The 19490-nt window shown below is 71.7% G+C and carries 21 protein-coding genes; 3 read left to right on the top strand and 18 right to left on the bottom strand.

Annotated elements, in window-relative coordinates; genetic code table 11:
- Positions 1 to 204: 204 nt before the first annotated feature.
- The 7 genes from truB to rimP form a co-directional block, all read right to left on the bottom strand.
- Positions 205 to 1110 (bottom strand): tRNA pseudouridine(55) synthase TruB, encoded by a 906-nt coding sequence (gene truB / locus AC5P09_RS04840; protein WP_493872608.1) that lies wholly within the window; start codon positions 1108 to 1110, stop codon positions 205 to 207.
- Positions 1107 to 1553 carry a 30S ribosome-binding factor RbfA gene (rbfA, locus tag AC5P09_RS04845; protein WP_266433104.1) on the bottom strand — a complete coding sequence of 149 codons (447 nt, stop codon included), beginning with the start codon at positions 1551 to 1553 and terminating at the stop codon, positions 1107 to 1109. Before rbfA ends, truB begins: the two co-directional genes overlap by 4 nt.
- A 39-nt stretch (positions 1554 to 1592) precedes the next feature.
- Positions 1593 to 1886, bottom strand: a complete 294-nt coding sequence (locus tag AC5P09_RS04850; protein WP_493872609.1) for a DUF503 domain-containing protein — start codon at positions 1884 to 1886, stop codon at positions 1593 to 1595.
- A gap of 251 nt (positions 1887 to 2137) precedes the next feature.
- A complete protein-coding gene (infB, locus tag AC5P09_RS04855) occupies positions 2138 to 5329 on the bottom strand; it encodes a translation initiation factor IF-2 (RefSeq protein ID WP_493872610.1) in 3192 nt (1063 codons plus the stop codon).
- Between the two features lie 147 nt (positions 5330 to 5476).
- Positions 5477 to 5755, bottom strand: coding sequence for a YlxR family protein (locus tag AC5P09_RS04860; RefSeq protein ID WP_266433110.1), 279 nt, complete (start codon positions 5753 to 5755; stop codon positions 5477 to 5479).
- A gap of 102 nt (positions 5756 to 5857) precedes the next feature.
- On the bottom strand, positions 5858 to 6844 hold the full coding sequence (gene nusA / locus AC5P09_RS04865) for a transcription termination factor NusA (protein WP_266433112.1): 987 nt from the start codon (positions 6842 to 6844) through the stop codon (positions 5858 to 5860).
- A gap of 2 nt (positions 6845 to 6846) precedes the next feature.
- Complete coding sequence (gene rimP / locus AC5P09_RS04870) at positions 6847 to 7356, bottom strand: ribosome maturation factor RimP (protein ID WP_266433114.1); 510 nt, start codon at positions 7354 to 7356, stop codon at positions 6847 to 6849.
- 206 nt (positions 7357 to 7562) lie between these two features.
- Here rimP and AC5P09_RS04875 point away from each other — a divergent pair, with 206 nt between their 5' ends.
- From AC5P09_RS04875 to AC5P09_RS04885, 3 genes are read left to right on the top strand one after another with little or no spacing between them, the layout of a single operon-like run.
- Positions 7563 to 8117, top strand: a complete 555-nt coding sequence (locus AC5P09_RS04875) for a hypothetical protein (RefSeq protein WP_493872611.1) — start codon at positions 7563 to 7565, stop codon at positions 8115 to 8117.
- A complete protein-coding gene (locus AC5P09_RS04880) occupies positions 8114 to 8596 on the top strand; it encodes a ferritin-like domain-containing protein (RefSeq protein WP_493872612.1) in 483 nt (160 codons plus the stop codon). The genes AC5P09_RS04875 and AC5P09_RS04880 overlap by 4 nt, the downstream gene beginning before the upstream one ends.
- A 27-nt stretch (positions 8597 to 8623) precedes the next feature.
- Complete coding sequence (locus tag AC5P09_RS04885) at positions 8624 to 9523, top strand: aminoglycoside phosphotransferase family protein (RefSeq protein ID WP_266433120.1); 900 nt, start codon at positions 8624 to 8626, stop codon at positions 9521 to 9523.
- On the opposite strand, the gene AC5P09_RS04890 is transcribed toward AC5P09_RS04885, so the two are convergent.
- The 11 genes from AC5P09_RS04890 to dxr all read right to left on the bottom strand — a co-directional run bounded on the left by AC5P09_RS04890 (position 9520) and on the right by dxr (position 19330).
- On the bottom strand, positions 9520 to 10047 hold the full coding sequence (locus tag AC5P09_RS04890) for a hypothetical protein (protein ID WP_493872613.1): 528 nt from the start codon (positions 10045 to 10047) through the stop codon (positions 9520 to 9522). The genes AC5P09_RS04885 and AC5P09_RS04890 overlap by 4 nt on opposite strands.
- Positions 10044 to 10181: a hypothetical protein gene (locus AC5P09_RS04895; RefSeq protein WP_493872614.1), complete on the bottom strand. Its 138-nt coding sequence runs from the start codon at positions 10179 to 10181 to the stop codon at positions 10044 to 10046. The genes AC5P09_RS04890 and AC5P09_RS04895 overlap by 4 nt, the downstream gene beginning before the upstream one ends.
- A gap of 72 nt (positions 10182 to 10253) precedes the next feature.
- Positions 10254 to 10631 carry a ferric reductase-like transmembrane domain-containing protein gene (locus AC5P09_RS04900; protein ID WP_493872615.1) on the bottom strand — a complete coding sequence of 126 codons (378 nt, stop codon included), beginning with the start codon at positions 10629 to 10631 and terminating at the stop codon, positions 10254 to 10256.
- Positions 10628 to 11593, bottom strand: coding sequence for an FAD:protein FMN transferase (locus AC5P09_RS04905; protein ID WP_493872616.1), 966 nt, complete (start codon positions 11591 to 11593; stop codon positions 10628 to 10630). Before AC5P09_RS04905 ends, AC5P09_RS04900 begins: the two co-directional genes overlap by 4 nt.
- Entirely contained in the window at positions 11593 to 11910 is a 318-nt protein-coding gene (locus tag AC5P09_RS04910) for a hypothetical protein (protein ID WP_493872617.1), read from the bottom strand. Before AC5P09_RS04910 ends, AC5P09_RS04905 begins: the two co-directional genes overlap by 1 nt.
- A 136-nt stretch (positions 11911 to 12046) precedes the next feature.
- A complete protein-coding gene (locus tag AC5P09_RS04915) occupies positions 12047 to 13750 on the bottom strand; it encodes a proline--tRNA ligase (protein WP_493872618.1) in 1704 nt (567 codons plus the stop codon).
- A 73-nt stretch (positions 13751 to 13823) separates the two neighbouring features.
- Positions 13824 to 14354 carry a GNAT family N-acetyltransferase gene (locus AC5P09_RS04920; protein ID WP_266433124.1) on the bottom strand — a complete coding sequence of 177 codons (531 nt, stop codon included), beginning with the start codon at positions 14352 to 14354 and terminating at the stop codon, positions 13824 to 13826.
- Positions 14355 to 14396: 42 nt separating this feature from the next.
- Positions 14397 to 15245, bottom strand: a complete 849-nt coding sequence (locus tag AC5P09_RS04925; RefSeq protein WP_493872619.1) for a GNAT family N-acetyltransferase — start codon at positions 15243 to 15245, stop codon at positions 14397 to 14399.
- A gap of 219 nt (positions 15246 to 15464) precedes the next feature.
- Entirely contained in the window at positions 15465 to 16622 is a 1158-nt protein-coding gene (ispG, locus tag AC5P09_RS04930; protein ID WP_493872620.1) for a flavodoxin-dependent (E)-4-hydroxy-3-methylbut-2-enyl-diphosphate synthase, read from the bottom strand.
- A 201-nt stretch (positions 16623 to 16823) separates the two neighbouring features.
- The gene (locus AC5P09_RS04935) at positions 16824 to 18116 is read right to left on the bottom strand and encodes a M50 family metallopeptidase (RefSeq protein WP_493872779.1); all 1293 of its coding nucleotides are present in this window, start codon (positions 18114 to 18116) and stop codon (positions 16824 to 16826) included.
- An 8-nt stretch (positions 18117 to 18124) separates the two neighbouring features.
- Complete coding sequence (dxr, locus tag AC5P09_RS04940; RefSeq protein ID WP_493872780.1) at positions 18125 to 19330, bottom strand: 1-deoxy-D-xylulose-5-phosphate reductoisomerase; 1206 nt, start codon at positions 19328 to 19330, stop codon at positions 18125 to 18127.
- Positions 19331 to 19490: the final 160 nt, after the last annotated feature.

The raw sequence follows: 19490 nt of genomic DNA on the forward strand, positions 1-19490 counted from the left end.
CAGCCGGACAGATCGCGCGACGAACGCGCCCCCTTCCGCTCCCCCACTTCACTCCGAGCGCCTGCCCGGTCGGGTGAATGGACGAGGGCGCCTGGATACACCCTAGGGGTGGGGGAACCGAGGGGGACCGTGGAGCGGCGGCAGTGACGACCCCGTGATCGCCGCTCCACGGGCGGATGCAGCGCCATGTGCCAGTCGTCGGGCTCAGCCGAAGATGGCGAGGCTCTTCGCCTTGCCCTTGTGCTCCTCGACGAGCGCGAGGAAGCGGCCCTCGGGGTCGTAGACGGCCACGGCGCCGGCGCCGGTGTAGGCGCCGGGCATGTCGAGCCGTACCCCGTTGGTGAGCAGCCGGGCCCGCTTCTCGTCCACGTCCCAGCGCGGGAACGCGGCCGAGGCGGCCTCGGCGATCGGCATCACCGTCAGCTCCTGCTGGAGCTGGTCGAGGGTGCGGGCCGAGTCCAGCTTGTACGGTCCGACGCGCGTCCGGCGCAGCGCCGTGAGGTGGCCGCCGACGCCCAGGTCGGCGCCCAGGTCGCGGGCCAGCGCCCGGATATACGTGCCGGACGAGCAGACCACCGACACCACCAGGTCCAGGACCGGGGTGCCGTCCTCGGCGACGGCGTCCCGGACGTCGTACACCGCGAAGGACGAGACGGTGACGGGCCGGGCGGGGATCTCGAACTCCTCGCCCTCCCGCGCCCGCTTGTAGGACCGCACGCCCTTGATCTTGATGGCGCTTACCTTGGACGGCACCTGCATGATGTCGCCGCTCAGCTTGGCGATCCCGGCTTCGACGGCGTCGCGGGTGACCTTCGAGGCGTCGACCGACCCCGTGATCTCGCCCTCGGCGTCGTCGGTCAGGGTCGTCTGCCCGAGGCGGATGGTCCCCAGGTACTCCTTCTCGGTGAGCGCGAGGTGCCCGAGGAGCTTGGTCGCCTTCTCCACGCCGAGGACGAGGACTCCCGTCGCCATCGGATCGAGGGTGCCGGCGTGGCCGACACGGCGGGTCCGGGCGATGCCGCGCATCTTGGCGACGACATCGTGCGAAGTGAAGCCCGACGGCTTGTCGACGATGACAAGGCCGTCGGGCGTCCGGTTCTGCTGGGTCATTCGGCGGCGTCGTCCTCGTCCTCGCCCGGCTTCTTGTACGGGTCCGGCTCACCGGCGAAGGCCGCGCCGGCCGAGACCTCGCGCACCTTCGCGTCCGAGGCCCGTGCCTTGTCGAGCAGGTCCTCGATGGTCTTGGCGGTGTCCGGCAGGGCGTCGGCCACGAAGGTCAGCGTCGGCGTGAACTTCACGCCCGCGGCCTGGCCGACCGCGGAACGGAGCACGCCCTTGGCGCTCTCCAGTCCGGCGGCCGCTTCCGCCCGCTCCTCGTCGTCCCCGTACACCGTGTAGAAGACGGTCGCCTCCCGCAGGTCACCCGTGACCCGGGTGTCCGTGATGGTGACCTTCGAGCCGAGCCGCGGGTCCTTGATCCCACGCTGCAGCTTCTGGGCCACCACCTCTCGGATGAGGTCCGCCAGCCTCTTGGCCCGCGCGTTGTCGGCCACTGGTCGTCTCCCGTTCTTCCTGTTCCACGTTCAGAAAATCTAGTCGTCGTCGCCGTGGAAGCGCCGTCTCACCGACAGCAGTTCCACCTCGGGGCGCCCGGCGACCAGGCGCTCGCACCGGTCCAGTACGTCGGTCACGTGCCCCGCGTCGCCAGACACCAGCGCGAGGCCGATGACGGCCCTGCGGTGAAGGTCCATATGGTCCACCTCGGCCGCGCTCACCGCGTACTTCCGCTGCAGCTCGGCGACGATCGGGCGGACGACGGAGCGCTTCTCCTTCAGCGAATGTACGTCGCCGAGGAGGAGGTCGAAGGACAGCGTCCCCACATACATGTGTGTAGCCGGTTCACCCGCCGGCACGGGATCGATGGCCCCGCCATCCAGTGGGCAGGGACATCAGGAACGGTACAACGAACGGGCGGGCCGCTCGACGGGATTGTTTCGCCCCCGCCGCCCCGGCCCACCCCGCTCTCGCCCCAGCCGGCCCTGCCCACCCCGCTCCTCGAACGCCGGAGGGGCTGGACATGGCCGAAGCCGGCCGACGGGACGCAAGTCCCGCCGGCCGGCGAAGGAACCGTCGGCTGTTACGCCCGCGGCTTCTCGCGCATCTCGTACGTCGCGATGACGTCGTCGACCTTGATGTCGTTGAAGTTTCCGAGGTTGATACCACCCTCGAAGCCTTCGCGGATCTCGGTGACGTCGTCCTTGAAGCGACGCAGACCGGAGATGGTGAGGCTTTCCGCGACCACCTTGCCGTCGCGGATGAGGCGCGCCTTGGTGTTGCGCTTGACCTCGCCCGACCGGACCAGGACACCGGCGATGTTGCCCAGCTTGGACGACTTGAAGACCTCGCGGATCTCCGCCGTACCGAGCTCGACCTCTTCGTACTCCGGCTTCAGCATGCCCTTCAGGGCCGCCTCGATCTCCTCGATCGCCTGGTAGATGACCGAGTAGTAACGGACGTCCACGCCTTCGCGTTCGGCCATCTGCGCGGCACGCCCTGCGGCGCGCACGTTGAAGCCGATCACGATGGCGTCCGAGCCCATCGCCAGGTCGATGTCCGACTCCGTGACCGCACCGACACCACGGTGCAGGACGCGGATGTCGACCTCTTCGCCGACGTCGAGCTGGAGCAGCGAGGACTCGAGAGCCTCCACCGAACCGGACGCGTCGCCCTTGATGATGAGGTTGAGTTCCTGCACCAGACCGGCCTTGAGGGCCTCGTCCAGGTTCTCCAGGGAGAACCGGACACCCCGGCGGGCGAAGTTGGCGTTCCGCTCACGAGCGGCGCGCTTCTCGGCGATCTGGCGGGCCGTACGGTCCTCGTCGACGACGAGGAAGTTGTCGCCGGCACCCGGGACGTTGGTGAGACCGAGGACGAGGACCGGAGTCGACGGACCCGCCTCTTCCAGGTTCTCGCCCGTGTCGTCGAGCATCGCGCGGACACGGCCGTACGCGTCGCCGACCACCATGGTGTCGCCGACCCGCAGGGTGCCTCGCTGGACCAGGACGGTCGCGACGGCACCGCGGCCGCGGTCGAGACGGGACTCGATCGCAATACCCTGCGCGTCCTGCTCCGGGTTGGCCCGCAGGTCGAGCGAGGCGTCCGCGGTGAGGACCACGGCCTCCAGAAGAGCCTCGATGTTGAGGCCCTGCTTGGCGGAGATGTCGACGAACATGGTGTCGCCGCCGTACTCCTCGGCCACGAGGCCGTATTCGGTCAGCTGACCGCGCACCTTGGTCGGGTCGGCACCCTCGACGTCGATCTTGTTGACCGCGACCACGATCGGCACGTCGGCCGCCTTGGCGTGGTTCAGCGCCTCGATCGTCTGGGGCATCACACCGTCGTTGGCCGCCACCACGAGGATCGCGATGTCGGTCGACTTGGCACCACGGGCACGCATGGCGGTGAACGCCTCGTGACCCGGGGTGTCGATGAAGGTGATCTTGCGCTCTTCGTCGTTGACCTGAGTCGTGACCTGGTACGCACCGATGTGCTGCGTGATACCGCCGGCCTCGCCCGCGACGACGTTCGTCTTGCGGATGGTGTCGAGGAGGCGGGTCTTGCCGTGGTCGACGTGACCCATGACGGTCACGACCGGCGGACGCGCGACGAGGAACTCCTCGCCACCCTCGTCCTCGCCGAACTCGATGTCGAAGGACTCGAGCAGCTCGCGGTCCTCCTCCTCGGGGCTGACGATCTCGAGGACGAAGTTCATCTCGTCCGCGAGGAGCTTCAGCGTCTCGTCGGAGACGGACTGCGTGGCAGTGACCATCTCACCGAGGTTCATCATCACGCCGACGAGTGACGCCGGGTTGGCGCCGATCTTCTCGGCGAAGTCGGTGAGGGAGGCACCGCGCGACAGGCGGACGGACTGTCCGTTGCCGCGAGGCAGCATCACGCCGCCGACCGACGGGGCCTGCATGGCCTCGTACTCCTGGCGCCTCTGCCGCTTCGACTTGCGACCGCGACGCGCGGGACCACCGGGACGACCGAAGGCGCCCTGCGTGCCACCACGACCGCCCGGACCACCGGGACGACCACCGAAGCCGGGACGACCGCCGCCGCCACCGCCGGGACCACCGGGACGACCGGCGAAACCGCCGCCACCGCCACCGGGACCACCGGGACGACCGGCGAAACCGCCGCCACCGCCACCGGGACCGGCCGGACGACCGGCGAAGCCGCCGCCACCCGGACGACCGCCGCCGGCGCCACCGGGACGACCGCCGCCACCGCCACCGGGACCGCGGCCACCAGGGCCACCGCCGCCGGGACGCGGGCCGGCAGCAGGACGCTGCGGCATCATGCCGGGGTTCGGACGGTTACCACCAGGACCGCCGCCGGGACGCGGACCGCCGCCCTGCGGACGGGGCATACCGCCCGGGCTGGGACGCGCGCCGCCCGGAGACTGCGGACGGGGACCGCCCGAAGCGCCCTGGGGACGGGGACCGCCCTGACCCTGGCCCTGCGGACGCGGGGCGCCGCCGGGAGCGCCACCGGGGCCACCAGGGCCGCCGTGGCCCCCGGCCGGTCGAGGCGCGCCGCCCGGACGGGGCGCCTGCGGGCGCGCCATGCCGGTGGAGCCACCAGAGGTGAACGGGTTGTTGCCCGGACGGGGACCGGCCGGACGAGCACCGGGACGGGCCGACTGGCCGCCCTGACGCGGAGCGGCGGGACGGTCACCACGGTCGGGACGGTCACCGCGACCCTGGCCGCCCTGGCCGGGACCGGCCGGACGGGAGCCCGGACGCGGGGCCTGGCCGGCCGGACGCGGGGCGCCCGGACGGGGGCCGGAGCCGGTGCCGGTGCCAGAGCCGGAGGGGGCGCTGGTGCCCGAGGAGGCAGCCGGTGCGGCGGGAGCCGCCGGCGGTGCCGTGAACTCGGGCGTGGTCGGAGCCGGAGACGCCGGGGCGGGCCGCGGCGCGGGCTTCGGGCCCGGAGTGGGACGGGAGCCGGGAGCGGCCGGCGCGGCGGGAGCCGCGGGCTGCTCGGCGGCGGCCGGCTTGGGAGCCGGCGGGCGCGGGGCTGCCGGACGGGCGGCCTGCGCGGGAGAGGGGGCTGCCGGCCTGGCCGGAGCAGCCTTGCGTGCGGAGGCGGGCTTGCCGCCTCCGTTGCCCTGCTGGAGGGCGTCTGTCAGCTTGCGTACGACGGGCGCCTCGATCGTCGAGGAAGCCGAACGGACAAATTCACCGAGTTCTTGGAGCTTGGCCATGACGACCTTGCTCTCAACCCCGAACTCCTTGGCGAGTTCGTATACCCGGACCTTAGCCACTTCGCTCCTTTTAGGTCCGGGATGTGTCCGGACCGTCGCTACTTCATGGGCGTACTCATCGCGTGCTCATCGAGTGCTCATCGCAATCTCGACCTACTTCCAACTCGCGGGGTACCAGGGCCGCACGGGGGTTCCGTACGACGCTTCTTACGGTGTTGCCTGCTCGACGTAGAGACGCAACGCCTTGGTGTCGAGCGGTCCCGGGGCGCGCAGCGCCCGTGGGATAGCCCGACGGCGTACCGCCAGGTCGAAACAGACCAGGGCGGGGTGCACATACGCACCCCGGCCGGGCAGCGTACCGCGATCATCGGGGACGCATTCACCCTCGATGGCCACGATCCGCAGCAAGTCCTTCTTGGCCGCTCGCTCCCGGCACCCCACACAGGTGCGTTCAGGGCATGCGCGGGCTCGCGTCCGGCCAGACACTCTTAAGTCTACCTCCCCGCACCGACCTCACCCCTTCGGGGCAAGAATCGAACAGTTGCCGCGCATGAAACTGTCGTGATCTCAGCCACCTGCGGCTTGGATCTATTCCCCGGGCTGCTCGGTGTCCGGACGGATGTCGATCCGCCAGCCGGTCAGACGGGCCGCGAGGCGGGCGTTCTGCCCTTCCTTGCCGATCGCCAGGGACAGCTGGTAGTCGGGCACCGTCACACGCGCGGAGCGGGCCGCCATGTCCACGACCTCCACCTTGGAGACGCGGGCCGGGGAGAGCGCGTTCGCCACCATCTCGGCCGGGTCGTCCGACCAGTCGACGATGTCGATCTTCTCACCATTCAGCTCGCCCATGACATTGCGCACCCGGCCGCCCATGGGGCCGATGCAGGCACCCTTGGCGTTCAGACCCGAACGGGTGGACCGAACGGCGATCTTCGTGCGGTGGCCGGCCTCGCGGGCGATGGCGGAGATCTCGACGGACCCGTCGGCGATCTCCGGCACCTCGAGCGCGAAGAGTTTCTTCACCAGATTGGGATGTGTGCGGGACAGGGTCACGGACGGACCGCGGACCCCCTTCGCCACCCGGACGACGTACGACCGAAGGCGCATCCCGTGCTGATACGTCTCCCCCGGGACCTGCTCCTGCACCGGCAGGATGGCCTCCAGCTTGCCGATGTCCACGAGCACGTTCTTCGGGTCGCGGCCCTGCTGGACCACGCCGGTGACGATGTCGCCCTCCCGGCCCGCGTACTCGCCGAGCGTCGCGTCGTCCTCGGCGTCGCGCAGCCGCTGCAGGATGACCTGCTTGGCGGTGGTCGCGGCGATACGGCCGAAGCCGGACGGGGTGTCGTCGAACTCGCGGGGCTCCTGGCCCTCCTCGAGGTCCTCGGGGTCCTCCTTCGCCCACACCGTCACGTGGCCACTCTCCCGGTTGAGCTCCACGCGCGCGTGGCGGCGGCTTCCGTCGGTGCGGTGGTAGGCGATGAGGAGGGCCGACTCGATCGCCTCGACCAGCAGCTCGAAGGAGATCTCCTTCTCCCGCACCAAGCCCCGCAGGGCACTCATGTCGATGTCCATGGCTACGCCTCCTCCTCTTCCTTCATGTCGTCCTTGTCCTTGCGGTTGAACTCGACCTGGACGCGAGCCCGGTCGATGTCCCCGAAGGCGAGTCTGCGGGCGGTGGCCTTGCGGCCCTTCACACCGGGCACTTCCAGGTCGAGACCCTCGTCGTCGACCTTCAGGATCCTGGCGACCAGCTCGTCGCCGTCGGTCAGCTGGAACTTCACCAGCCGGCTCGTGGCGCGTACGTAGTGCCGGTGCTCCTTGAGGAGGCGCTCCGCGCCGGGGGTTCCGACCTCGAGGGTGTACTCGCCCTGGCCCATCGCGTCCGTCTCGTCGAGCTTCGCCGAGAGCTCGCGGCTCACATCGGCGATCTGGTCGAGGTCGGCGCCGGTGTCGGAGTCGACGACCACGCGCAGCACACGCTTGCGTCCGACCGAGTCCACCGCGATCTCTTCGAGATCCAGGCCCTGTGAGCTGACGAGCGGTTCCAGGAGCTCTCGCAGCCTCTCGCTCTGGGTGGTGCTCATCCGGGTGACTCCTCGGCCGCGTGTGCTGTTGTGGGTAGGGCGCGTGTCTGGTCAAAGGGTATCCGGTCCAGGGGAGTGTTGCCGTCCACCTGCACCGGGGGCGGTGCCGCTGAGTGGTGCCGAGCCGGTGCGCGGGTACCGTGATCACCGGCGGGGGCCGCCCTGCCCGCCCGCGTGTTCTTACGAGCTCCCCGAGGACGTCTGACGTGCCGTACGCTCCACCGCCGCGCACCCCCTCGGGGCCGCGCAGAAGAACCCTGCTCGCCTCGGCCGCCGGGGCCGTCCTGTTGGTGGGCTGCTCCACCGGGTCCGAGGAATCGGACGGCGGTACGACGGGCGGCAGTCCGTCGGTCGTGGAGCGGGCACGCGCGCGTGCGGCCGGTGAGAGCACGGATCTGGTGGCACGGTACGACGCCGTCATCGCCGTACATCCCGCGCTGGCGCAGCGGCTGGGACCACTGCGGTCGGAGGCCGTACGGCATGCGGAGGCGTTCGGGGGCCTCGGGAAGGCGTCGCCCTCCGTGTCGCCTTCCGTGTCGCCTTCCGCGGCCTCCCCGCCCCCCGCCTCCGCCGCGCCGTCTCCTTCGGTCCCGGCCGACGAGAAGGCCGCCCTCGCCGAACTCGCCGCCGCCGAGCGGTCCCTCGCGGACCGGCGGGCGAAGGCGCTGCTCGACCTGCCGGGTGAGCCGGCGCGGCTGCTGGCCTCGGTCGCCGCGGCCGGGGCGGCGCACGCGTATCTGCTGACGGAGGGTGCGAAGTGAAGGAACAGGAACCGAAGGAACAGGAGCTGAAGGCCCTCCAGGCGGCGCTGGCCGCCGAGCACGCGGCGGTGTACGGCTACGGGGTGGTCGGCGGCCGGATCCGCGAGGGCCGTCGTACGGAGGCGAAGGCGGCGTACGACGCCCATCGGGCCCGGCGCGACGCGCTGGCGCGCGAGGTGCGGGACGCGGGCGGCACGCCGGTGGCCGCGGCGGCGGCGTACGCGCTGCCCTTCCCGGTGCCGGACTCGGCCACGGCGGTACGGCTGGCCGCCGAGCTGGAGGACCGGGTGGCCGGGGTGTACTCCGACCTGGTGCGGGCTGCGGAGGGCGGGCGGCGGGGCACGGCGGCCGAGGCGCTGCGGGAGGCGGCGGTGCGGGCGGTGCGCTGGCGCGGCGAGAGCGTAGCCTTCCCTGGGCTCGCCGAGCGGGCGGCGACGGCTTCGCCATCGGGCCCGGCGGCGGCGACGCCGACCTCGTAACGCGTACAGGAAGGAAACGACTCGCGCATGGCTTTCGAACCGCCGCAGCGTCTGGTGAGGGCGCTCGGCGAGACGGCACCGGACGGTGACGACTGGTTGGAGAAGCTGCCCGAGGCGGCCCGACGGGCCGTCGAACTGCGCGAGTTGACCGTCGAGCGGGTGCAGTTGCCCGGTGGGCGCAGCAGCCTGGTCGTGCTGGTGCGGCGACCGGACGGGACGCCCGCCGTGCTCAAGCTGGCCCCGCCCCGGGCCCGCCCGGAGAGTGAGCGGGCCGCGCTCGCGCACTGGGGCGGTCTGGGCGCCGTCCAACTGCTCGAACCCTTTGCCGCGGAGGGCGTGCTGCTTCTGGAGCGGTTGCATCCGGATGTGTCGGTGCGGTCGTTGCCGGAGGCGAAGGCGCTGCTGGAGGCGGCGGGGACGTTGCGGCGGCTGTGGGTCGAGGCGCCCGGTGGGCATGTGTTCGAGACGGTGGCCGAGCGGACCGGGCGGCAGGCCGGGGCGATGCGGGCGAGTGCCGCGGCCGATGCGGAGGTGGCGTCGCTGGTGGACGCGGCGCTCGCGGCCCGCGAGGAGCTGCTGGCCGCGCCGCCGGAGGACCGGCTGCTGCACGGGACGTTCCGGCAGAGCAAGGTGCTCGCCGGTGAGCGGGCGCCGTGGCTGGCCGTGGGGCCGGACCCGGTGGTCGGCGAGTGCGCCTTCGATCTGGCGCGGCTGGTGCGGGACCGGGTGGAGGACCTGATCGCCTCGCCCTCGGGGGCGGCGACGACCCGGCGGCGGGTGAAGCGGCTCGCGGAGTCGCTGGACGTGGACCAGGAACGGCTGCGCGGCTGGACGCTGTTCCGGGCGGTCGAGTCGGGGGTGCGGGCGCTCCGGGTGGGGCGGCCGAAGGATGCGGAGCTGTTGCTGGAGTTCGCGGGCTGGCTCTAACTCCGCCCCCTCCAACTCCGCCCCGTCGACGCCAGTTTGAGAGCGAGGACCGGGCAGTCGGCCACCGCCCTGCGGGCGCGTTTGACGGTTCTGGCGGGGACGGGGGTGCCGGCGACGAGCGGGTAGCCCCAGGACGCGCCGTCCTCCACGGCCAGGTGGGCCTCCCCCGCGCCGACCGCCGCGGCCGCCACCTGCAGCCCGTCCAGGACGAGATGCGGCGACCGGCACAGCAGCGTCTTGTCCTTGCGGCTCGCGGGCTCGCCCTCGGCGCCGTTGGCGACGACGACCGGCGCACGACCGGTGCGGCGGCCCGCCTCGGCGACCGAGGCCAGCTTGCGGTACACGGGGAAGGCGGCTCCGCCCCGGCCGGTGAGGCCGGACTCGGCGACCGTACGCAGGAGGGCGACGGGCTCGCCGTACGGCAGAGGGCCGTAGCGCTGCTCGTGGGTGGCGAGGTCGGCGGGGGCGCCGCCGGGGGCGAGCAGCCGGGGGGACATGTGCAGGTCCGGGAAGGTCATGGTCATGGTGACGGTCGGGCTCCTTCGGCCGTGCGGAGCAGGGCGGCGGGGGTGCGGCGGGCGGCGCGGGCGGAGTGCGCGACGCGGATGCCGAAGGCGGCGACGACGGCGGCCACGCAGGCGACGGTCAGCCAGGTCATCCAGTCGGTGCCGGTGTCCGTGCCGATGCCGAGGCCGTGGATCAGGGCGAGAGGCCAGGAGGCGTAGGCCAGTCAGTGCACGGCCCGCCAGACGCGATGCCCGATGCGTTCCCGCAGGAGGCTGGTGATCACGACCGCGAGCATCAGGTCGAGGGCGACCGTGCCGAGGCCGAGCCAGAGGGGCTGGTAGCCGGAGGCGAAGGGCACGACGGCGTCGAGGACGGTGATGTCGACGTAGCCGTCGACGATCGCGGTGGTGAGGTGGAGGGTCAGGAAGGCGGTCGCGGAGAGGGACAGGGTGCGGTGGAGGCGCACCGTGCCGAACCGGGGCAGGCCCGGGATCCGGCCGCGCAGCCGCACGGCGATGCCGAGCAGGACGACGATGGTGAACAGGACGAGGCAGACGGCGCCGGTGGCCCGGTTGGCGTACCAGAGCGCTTCGGAGGTCATGCGGCTGTCTCCGCGGCGACCGGGGCGGGCCAGCCCGGGGTCGTCACGACAGCCCCGTTCCGCGCGACCAGCCTCGCCGGCAGTCCGCGCCGGGCCAGCCACCGTTCCGCGCCCGCGCCCTTCACCAGGGCCGCGGTGGTCGCCGCGTTGGCGTCGGCGCAGCTGGCCGCGGCGACCGAGACCGTGCGCCAGGGGGTGCGGACCGGCAGGCCGGTGTGCGGGTCGACGATGTGGTGGAGGTCGTGGCCGCTCCGGTGCCAGCGGCGGGCCGCCGTGCCGGAGGTGGCGAGGCCGCCGGCGTGGAGGCCGACCGTGGCGTACGGGCCCTGCGTCGGCGTCTCCTCGACGGGGCCGGTGACGTCCTGGACGCGGATCTGCCAGCCGCCGGCCGGGGGCTCGCCCGCGACGGCCGTGTCGCCGCCGAGGCCGACCAGGACCCCGCAGTCCGCGGCGCGGGCCAGCATGGCCGCGGCTCTGTCGGCGGCCCAGGCCTTGGCGGTGGCGCCGAGGTCGAGGCGGACGCCGGGCGGGACGGTGACCGTGCGTGTCGCGCGGTCCAGCCGCACCTGGCGCCGGCCGGGCGCCCGTTTCACGCGCAGCCGTACCGGGCGGTCGTCCTCCTGGACGAGGGTGAAGTCGCGGTCGTAGCCGATCGCGGCCATCGCCGAGCCGACCGTCGGGTCGACCGCCCCGTCCGTCGCCTCCGCGGCGGCGAGGGCCACCGCGAGGGCCTCGGCGAGCAGCGGGCTGACCCGGACCGGGCGGCCCTGGGCGCTGTCGAGCGCGACGAGTTCGGAGTCGGTACGGAAGCGGCTGCACGCCGCGTCGACCTCGGCGAGGTGCCGGGCCAGGAGGAGGTTGCAGGAGTCGAGGAGGGCCGGGTCGGTGACGACGAGCCGGACGGTCGTACCGAGGGCACGCCACTCGGTGGCGGCCGTGCTGCGCGGGGAGCCGGCGGTCATCACGACGCCCCCGAGGTGGAGTCGGCGGAGCCGCTGCCTGCGGTGAGACTGCCGGAGGACGACGAGTTGTCCGACGACGAGCCGCTCGACGAGGGCGCCGATGCATCCGTACCGGTGTCGGTGTCGGCCGTGCTGCTGGAGCTCGAGCTGCTCGACCCGGTGCTGCCGCTCGCCGTCGTGTCGGCGTCCGCCTGCATGGTGCCCACCAGAGCGAACACTCCCGCCGCCGCGGCGAGCGTGATCGCTGCCGCGGCGGCCGCCGTGCGCCGCGTCCCTCTGCGGACCGCGGTGGCGGCACCTCGTTCCCTGGCTGCCATGACGTTCCCCTCCCGTAGTGACGCTGTGTCACGCCCTACGGTCGGGGAACGATCTGAGAGAAGTCTGTGAGGCGCCCATACGCCTCCACAGAACTCTCTGAGAGCCTCCTTATAAGCGGTCAGGCTTATAAGGAGGTCAGGCGGTCAGTCGGGCGATCGCCTCCTCGACCGTCAGCTCCTCGCGCTCACCGGTCCGGCGGTCCTTCAGCTCCAGCACGCCCTCGGCGGCCCGCCGTCCGGCCACCAGGATCTGCGGTACGCCCATCAGCTCCGAGTCCGTGAACTTCACGCCCGGCGAGACGCCGGCCCGGTCGTCCACCAGGACGCGGAGGCCGGCCGCGGCCAGCTTGTCGGAGACGTCGAGGGCGAGTTCGGTCTGGAGGGCCTTGCCCGCGGCCACGACGTGCACGTCGGCCGGGGCGACCTCCTTGGGCCAGCACAGGCCCTTGTCGTCGGCGGTCTGCTCGGCGAGGGCGGCGACCGCGCGGGAGACACCGATGCCGTAGGAACCCATGGTGACGCGGACGGGCTTGCCGTTCTGGCCGAGGACGTCGAGCTTGAGGGCGTCGGCGTACTTGCGGCCCAGCTGGAAGATGTGGCCGATCTCGATGGCGCGGTCCAGCTTGAGGCCGGTGCCGCACTTCGGGCAGGGGTCGCCCTCCTGTACGACCACGACGTCGACGTACTCGCCGACCTCGAAGTCGCGGCCCGCGACGACGTTCTTCGCGTGCGTGTGCGCCTTGTTGGCGCCCGTGATCCACGCGGTGCCGGGGGCCACGCGCGGGTCGGCGATGTACGTGACCTTCTCCCCCAGGCCCTGCGGGCCGACGTAGCCGCGGACCAGGTCCGGGCGGCCCGCGAAGTCCGCCTCGGTGACCATCTCGACGGTGGCCGGGGCGAAGTGCGCCTCGACCTTGCCCATGTCGACCTCACGGTCGCCGGGCACGCCGACGGCCACGATCTCGCCGTCGACCTTCACGAGGAGGTTCTTGAGCGTGGCGGAGGCCGGGACGCCGAGGGAGGCGGCCAGGGTCTCAATGGTCGGGGTGTCGGGGGTGGGGATCTCCTCGGCGGCCGGGACCCCGGAGCCGTCCACCGCCTTCAGCTCGTACGTGATCGCCTCGGTGTTCGCCGCGAAGTCGCAGTTCGGGCAGTCCGCGAAGGTGTCCTCGCCGGCGCCGGCCGGGGCCAGGAACTCCTCCGACTTCGAGCCGCCCATCGCGCCCGCGGTGGCGGCACAGATGCGGTAGTCGAGGCCGAGGCGCTCGAAGACCTGCTGGTAGGCCTGGCGGTGCAGGGCGTACGACCGGGCGAGGCCCTCGTCCTCGGTGTCGAAGGAGTACGAGTCCTTCATGAGGAACTCGCGGCCGCGCAGGATGCCGGCGCGGGGGCGGGCCTCGTCGCGGTACTTGTGCTGGATCTGGTAGAGGATGACCGGCAGGTCCTTGTAGGAGGACGCCTGGTCCTTCACGATCAGCGTGAAGATCTCCTCGTGGGTCGGGCCGAGCAGGTAGTCGCCGCCCTTGCGGTCCTTCAGGCGGAACAGCTCCGGGCCGTACTCGTCCCAGCGCCCGGTCGCGTCGTACGGCTCACGCGGCAGCAGCGCGGGGAGCAGCACCTCCTGGGCGCCGATCGCGTCCATCTCCTCACGGACGATCCGCTCCACGTTGGCGAGGACCTTCTTGCCCAGCGGCAGCCAGCTCCAGATACCGGCCGCCGTGCGGCGGACGTAGCCGGCGCGCACGAGCAGCTTGTGGCTGAGGACCTCGGCGTCCGCCGGGTCGTCGCGCAGCGTCTTCGCCATCAACTGGGACATGCGCTGGACCGGTAGCTTCGCCATGGTTCTCGTACTCCTGCTGCGAGTGGGGTGATGGCAGGAGGTTAGCCGGGGGGTACGGGGCGGTGGAAATCGGTTAGCGGCGGCGCAGCGGCAGGGGGGCGCCCATCACGGCGTACGGCTTCGGGGCGCTCGGGAACAGGACCTGACGGGCGAGGTCCTGGTAGCCGAGGGAGTGGTAGAGGCCGCGGGCCGGGCTGTCCTGGTCGATCGCGGAGAGGATCGAACGGGGTTCGGCGGCGGTGTCGGTGATCGTGGTGATCAGCGCGCGGCCGATGCCACGGTTCTGGTGGTGCGGGTGGACGTGCAGCTCGGTGATCACGAAGGAGTCGTCGAGCCAGTCGTCGCAGTGCCTGGCGCGGAGGTACGGCTCGACGACCGTGGACCACCAGTGGGTGCGGTCGTTGGGCATGCCGTACACGAAGCCGACGAGGCGGCCTTTGGTGGTGGCGCCGAAGGCCCGCGCGCCCGGGTAGGTCATGTGGCGCAGCACGATCTGGCGGCGTACGGCGACCTCGTCGGGGCCGAGTCCGAAGGCGAGGGCTTGGACGGCCAGGGCCTCGTCTACGTGGGTGGAGAGGTTCAAGGGGCCGATGACGAGGTCCATGCGGGGAGCCTACAGGGGGGGTTTCGGCGGAGGTCGGTCCGGTCAGAACAGGACACTCATGAACTCGCCGACCTCCTGGAAGCCCACCCGCCTGTACGTCCTTCTCGCCGCCGTGTTGAAGTCGTTCACGTACAAGCTGACCACCGGAGCCACGTCCGCGAGCGCGTAGCGCAGGACCGCCGCCATGCCCGGAGCCGCCAGGCCCCTCCCCCGGTACTCGGGGGCCACCCACACGCCCTGGATCTGGCAGGCGCGGTCGGTCGCGGCGCCGATCTCTGCCTTGAAGACGACCTTGCCGTCGGCGTCGAGGCGGGCGAAGGAGCGGCCGGAGCCGACGAGTTCGGCGACTCGGGCCTGGTACAGCAGCCCGCCGTCCCCCGCCATCGGCGAGACGCCGACCTCCTCGGTGAACATCGCCACGCACGCCGGCATGATCGTGTCCATCTCGTCCTTGCGGATGCGACGGACGTAGGGGTCCGGGGCGATCGTGGTGGACGCGCGGTCGGTGACCATGAGCGGCTGGTGCGGGCGGACCTCGCGGGCCGGGCCCCAGTTCGGTTCCAGCAACCGCCAGAGCAGGGAGGTCGCTTCGGCCGGACCGACGACGGAGGAGCAGCGGCGGCCGGCCCTGCGGGCGCGGTCGGCGAAGGCGCGCACGGCCCGCGGGGCCGCGCAGATCGGGACCAGGTTGGCGCCGGCGTAGCACAGGGACGTGAGCATGCCGTCCTCGTACCAGCCCCACATCTCGCCGCCGAGCCGCCACGGGTCGAGTCCGGCGATCTGCACCCGGGACGTCACGAAGGCGTTCGCGACCGGCTCACGGTTCAGGACGGCGAGCGCGGCGTCCAGGTCGCTCGGTTCGAGGACCCGGGAGGTCGTCTGGGTCAACACGGGCGGGGCCTCACACTGGGATCTGCTGATCTCCGCACTGTACCTGCGGAAGCTGAGCAGCGTCGCCCTGTGTGTGGTGCCGCCCGTGTGTAGGTGACCGTCGGCCGGTGGTGCCGTCCCTGGGGGCTGCCGCCCCCAGACCCCCGCTTCGGCCCTGAAGGGGCCTCGTCCTCAAACGCCGGACGGGCTGAGTGCAGCTGACCGGCGCTCGAAAGAACGTCAGCCCGCCACCGCGACCGACGGCTCGCCCGAAGCGACGCCGTCGGCCTCCATCTGTTCGGCCAGCTTCATGGCCTCCTCGATGAGGGTCTCGACGATCTTGGACTCGGGGACGGTCTTGATGACCTCGCCCTTGACGAAGATCTGGCCCTTGCCGTTGCCGGAGGCGACGCCGAGGTCGGCCTCGCGGGCCTCGCCCGGGCCGTTGACGACGCACCCCATGACGGCGACGCGCAGCGGGACCTCCATGCCGGTCAGGCCGGCGGTGACTTCCTCGGCCAGCTTGTAGACGTCGACCTGGGCGCGGCCGCAGGACGGGCAGGAGACGATCTCCAGGCCGCGCTGCTTGAGGTTGAGCGACTCCAGGATCTGGTTGCCGACCTTGACCTCCTCGACCGGCGGGGCCGACAGGGAGACGCGGATCGTGTCGCCGATGCCCTGGGAGAGCAGCGCGCCGAAGGCGACCGCCGACTTGATCGTGCCCTGGAAGGCGGGGCCGGCCTCCGTCACACCGAGGTGGAGGGGGTAGTCGCACTGGGCGGCGAGCTGGCGGTACGCCTCGACCATCACGACCGGGTCGTTGTGCTTGACGGAGATCTTGATGTCCCGGAAGTCGTGCTCCTCGAAGAGGGACGCCTCCCACAGGGCGGATTCGGCCAGCGCCTCGGGGGTCGCCTTGCCGTACTTCTGGAGCAGGCGCCGGTCCAGCGAGCCCGCGTTCACGCCGATGCGGATCGGGGTGCCGTGGTCCTTCGCCGCCCTGGCGATCTCCTTGACCTGGTCGTCGAACTGCTTGATGTTGCCGGGGTTCACGCGGACCGCGGCGCAGCCGGCCTCGATGGCCGCGAAGACGTACTTGGGCTGGAAGTGGATGTCGGCGATGACCGGGATCTGCGACTTGCGGGCGATGGTCGAGAGGGCGTCGGCGTCGTCCTGGGTCGGGCAGGCCACGCGGACGATCTGGCAGCCGGAGGCGGTGAGCTCGGCGATCTGCTGGAGCGTGGCGCCGATGTCGGACGTGCGGGTCGTGGTCATCGACTGCACGGACACCGGGGCGTCACCGCCGACCGCCACGGTTCCGACCTGGATCTGCCGGCTCTTCCGGCGCTCGGCGAGCCTGGTCGGAACGGACGGCATGCCGAGAGAAATCGCAGTCATCTGCTGTGCAACCCCAAGTCGTGGATCAAGGTCCCGGTCCCGTCAGCGGCGGGCTCCAGGCTTCGAGATTACGGCACGTGCCCGGGCGCGAGCACTTCCCCACCTCGAACCACTCGGCGGGGGGACCCCATCGGCCGTAAACCCACTCGACGGGAGGCGGCCCGGCATCCACCATGCCGGGCCGCCGCGAACTCCTGGTGGCTAGGAGATTCTCACCGGGTTAACCACGTCCGCGATCAGGACCAGGATCGTGAAGCAGATGAAGATCCCCGCCACCACATAGGCGACTGGCATCAGCTTCGCCACGTCGAACGGGCCCGGGTCCGGCCGGCGCAGCACCTTCGCCGCGTTGCGGCGCAGGGCTTCCCACAGGGCGCCCGCGATGTGGCCGCCGTCGAGGGGCAGCAGCGGGAGCATGTTGAAGAGGAACAGGGAGAGGTTGAAGCCGGCGACCAGCATCAGGGCCATGGCCAGTTGCTGGGTCGCGGGGATGTCCAGGGTGAAGATCTCGCCGCCGACGCGGGCCGCGCCGACCACGCCCATCGGGGAGTCCGGCTCGCGCACGCCGTCGCCGAAGGCCGCGTCCCACAGGGCGGGGATCTTGCTCGGGATGGCGGCCAGGGAGTCGACGGCGTCGGCGACGCGGTCGCCCATCCAGGTCACGGAGTCGCCGAAGTCCTGTTTGACGATGCCGGTGGCGGCGCTGAAGCCGAGGAAGCCGGCGGTGACGTACTCGCCCTGGACGTACTGGCCGCTGGAGTCCTTCTTGGCGACCTGGTTGGAGGCGATCTTCGCGTGCAGGGTCACTTCCTCACCCTTGCGGTCGACGACGATCGCCACCTCCTTGTCGGGGTTGGCGCGGATGAGGTCGGAGAGCCTGTTCCAGTCGTCGGTCTTCACGCCGGCGAAGGAGACGATCTTGTCACCCGCCTTGAGGCCGGCGGCCGCGGCCGGGGAGGCCGGGTCCGACTTCCTGCAGTCGTCCCGGTTCTGGCTCTGGGCGATGACGCACTGGGAGACCGAGCTGACCGTGTTGGTCTGCTGGGAGATGCCGAAGCCCATGAGGACGGTGAGGAACAGCGCCACCGCGAGGATCAGGTTCATGAACGGGCCCGCGAACATCACGATGACCCGTTTCCAGGGCTTGCGGGTGTAGAAGAGGCGGGTCTCGTCACCGGGGCGCAGTTCCTCGAAGGCGGCCGAGCGGGCGTCCTCGATCATGCCGCGCCAGGGCGAGGTGGAGCGCGCCTCCAGGCGGCCGTCCGGGCCGGGCGGGAACATGCCGATCATGCGGATGTAGCCGCCGAACGGGATGGCCTTGATGCCGTACTCGGTGTCGCCCTTCTTGCGGGAGAAGATGGTCGGGCCGAAGCCGACCATGTACTGCGGCACACGGATGCCGAAGAGCTTGGCGGTGGACAGGTGCCCCAGCTCGTGCCAGGCGATCGACACCAGCAGGCCCACGGCGAAGACCACTATGCCGAGGATGAACATCAGGGTCGTCATGCACGGGCCTCCGCCGTCTGTGCCGCCAGTTGCCGGGCCCGGGTCCGTGCCCAGGTCTCCGCTTCGAGGACGTCCGCGACGGTGAGCGAGGTTCCCGTACGCGGGGTGCCGTGCTCGTCCACCACCCGGGTCACGGTGTCCATGATCCCGTCGAACGGCAGCGCGCCGGCCCGGAAGGCCTCGACGCACTCCTCGTTGGCGGCATTGAACACCGCCGGGGCGGTGCCCGCGAGCTCGCCCACGTGTCGCGCCAGGTTCACCGACGGGAACGCGTCGTTGTCGAGCGGGAAGAACTCCCAGGTCGACGCCTTGCTCCAGTCGAAGGCGGGCGCCGCGTCCGGGACGCGTTCGGGCCAGCCGAGGCCGATGGCGATCGGCCCGCGCATGTCGGGGGGCGTCGCCTGGGCGATCGTGGATCCGTCCGTGAACTCAACCATCGAGTGGACATACGACTGCGGGTGCACGACCACCTCAATCCGATCGAAGGGAATGTCGTAGAGGAGGTGTGCCTCGATGACCTCCAGGCCCTTGTTGACGAGGGTCGCGGAGTTGATCGTGATCACCGGGCCCATGGCCCAGGTGGGGTGCGCGAGGGCGTCCTCGACGGTGACGTTCGCCAGCTCGGCCTTCGTACGGCCGCGGAAGGGTCCCCCGGAGGCGGTGACGACGAGCTTGCGCACGTCCGCTCTCGTGCCGGACGCCAGTGCCTGGAACAGCGCCGCGTGCTCGGAGTCCACCGGGATGATCTGTCCGGGCTTGGCGAGGGCCTTGACCAGCGGGCCGCCCACGATGAGCGACTCCTTGTTGGCGAGCGCGAGGGTGCGGCCCGCCTCCAGGGCGGCGAGGGTCGGGGCGAGGCCGATGGAGCCGGTGATGCCGTTCAGGACGGTGTGGCAGTCGGAGGCGGCGACCTGAGTCGCCGCGTCGGGGCCGACGAGGATCTCGGGCAGCGGCTCGCCGGTGCCGTACCGGTCGCTCAGGGCCTCGCGCAGGGCCGGTACGACGTCCTCGCGGGCGACCGCGACGGTCCGTACCCGCAGCTGGTGTGCCTGCTCGGCGAGGAGGGTGATCCGGCCGCCGTTGGCCGAGAGGCCGGTGACCCGGAACCGGTCGGGGTTGCGCAGCACGAGGTCGATGGCCTGGGTGCCGATGGAGCCGGTGGAGCCGAGGATCACCACATCCTTCGGCCCGTCGCCCGCCACGGGGTCGTAGACCAGGTGCGGGTCGGCCAGGGCGCGGGGCGGAAGCCCCGTCGTCTGCCCGGAGGACGGGTCCTGCGCCCGCCGCGGAGCGGCTGATGTCGCCAGTAGGTGCGTGCTCTCGGCGTGCCGGGCCCTGACCCTCGTACTGGACGTACTTGGG

The sequence above is a fragment of the Streptomyces sp. a15 genome (assembly GCF_059026085.1).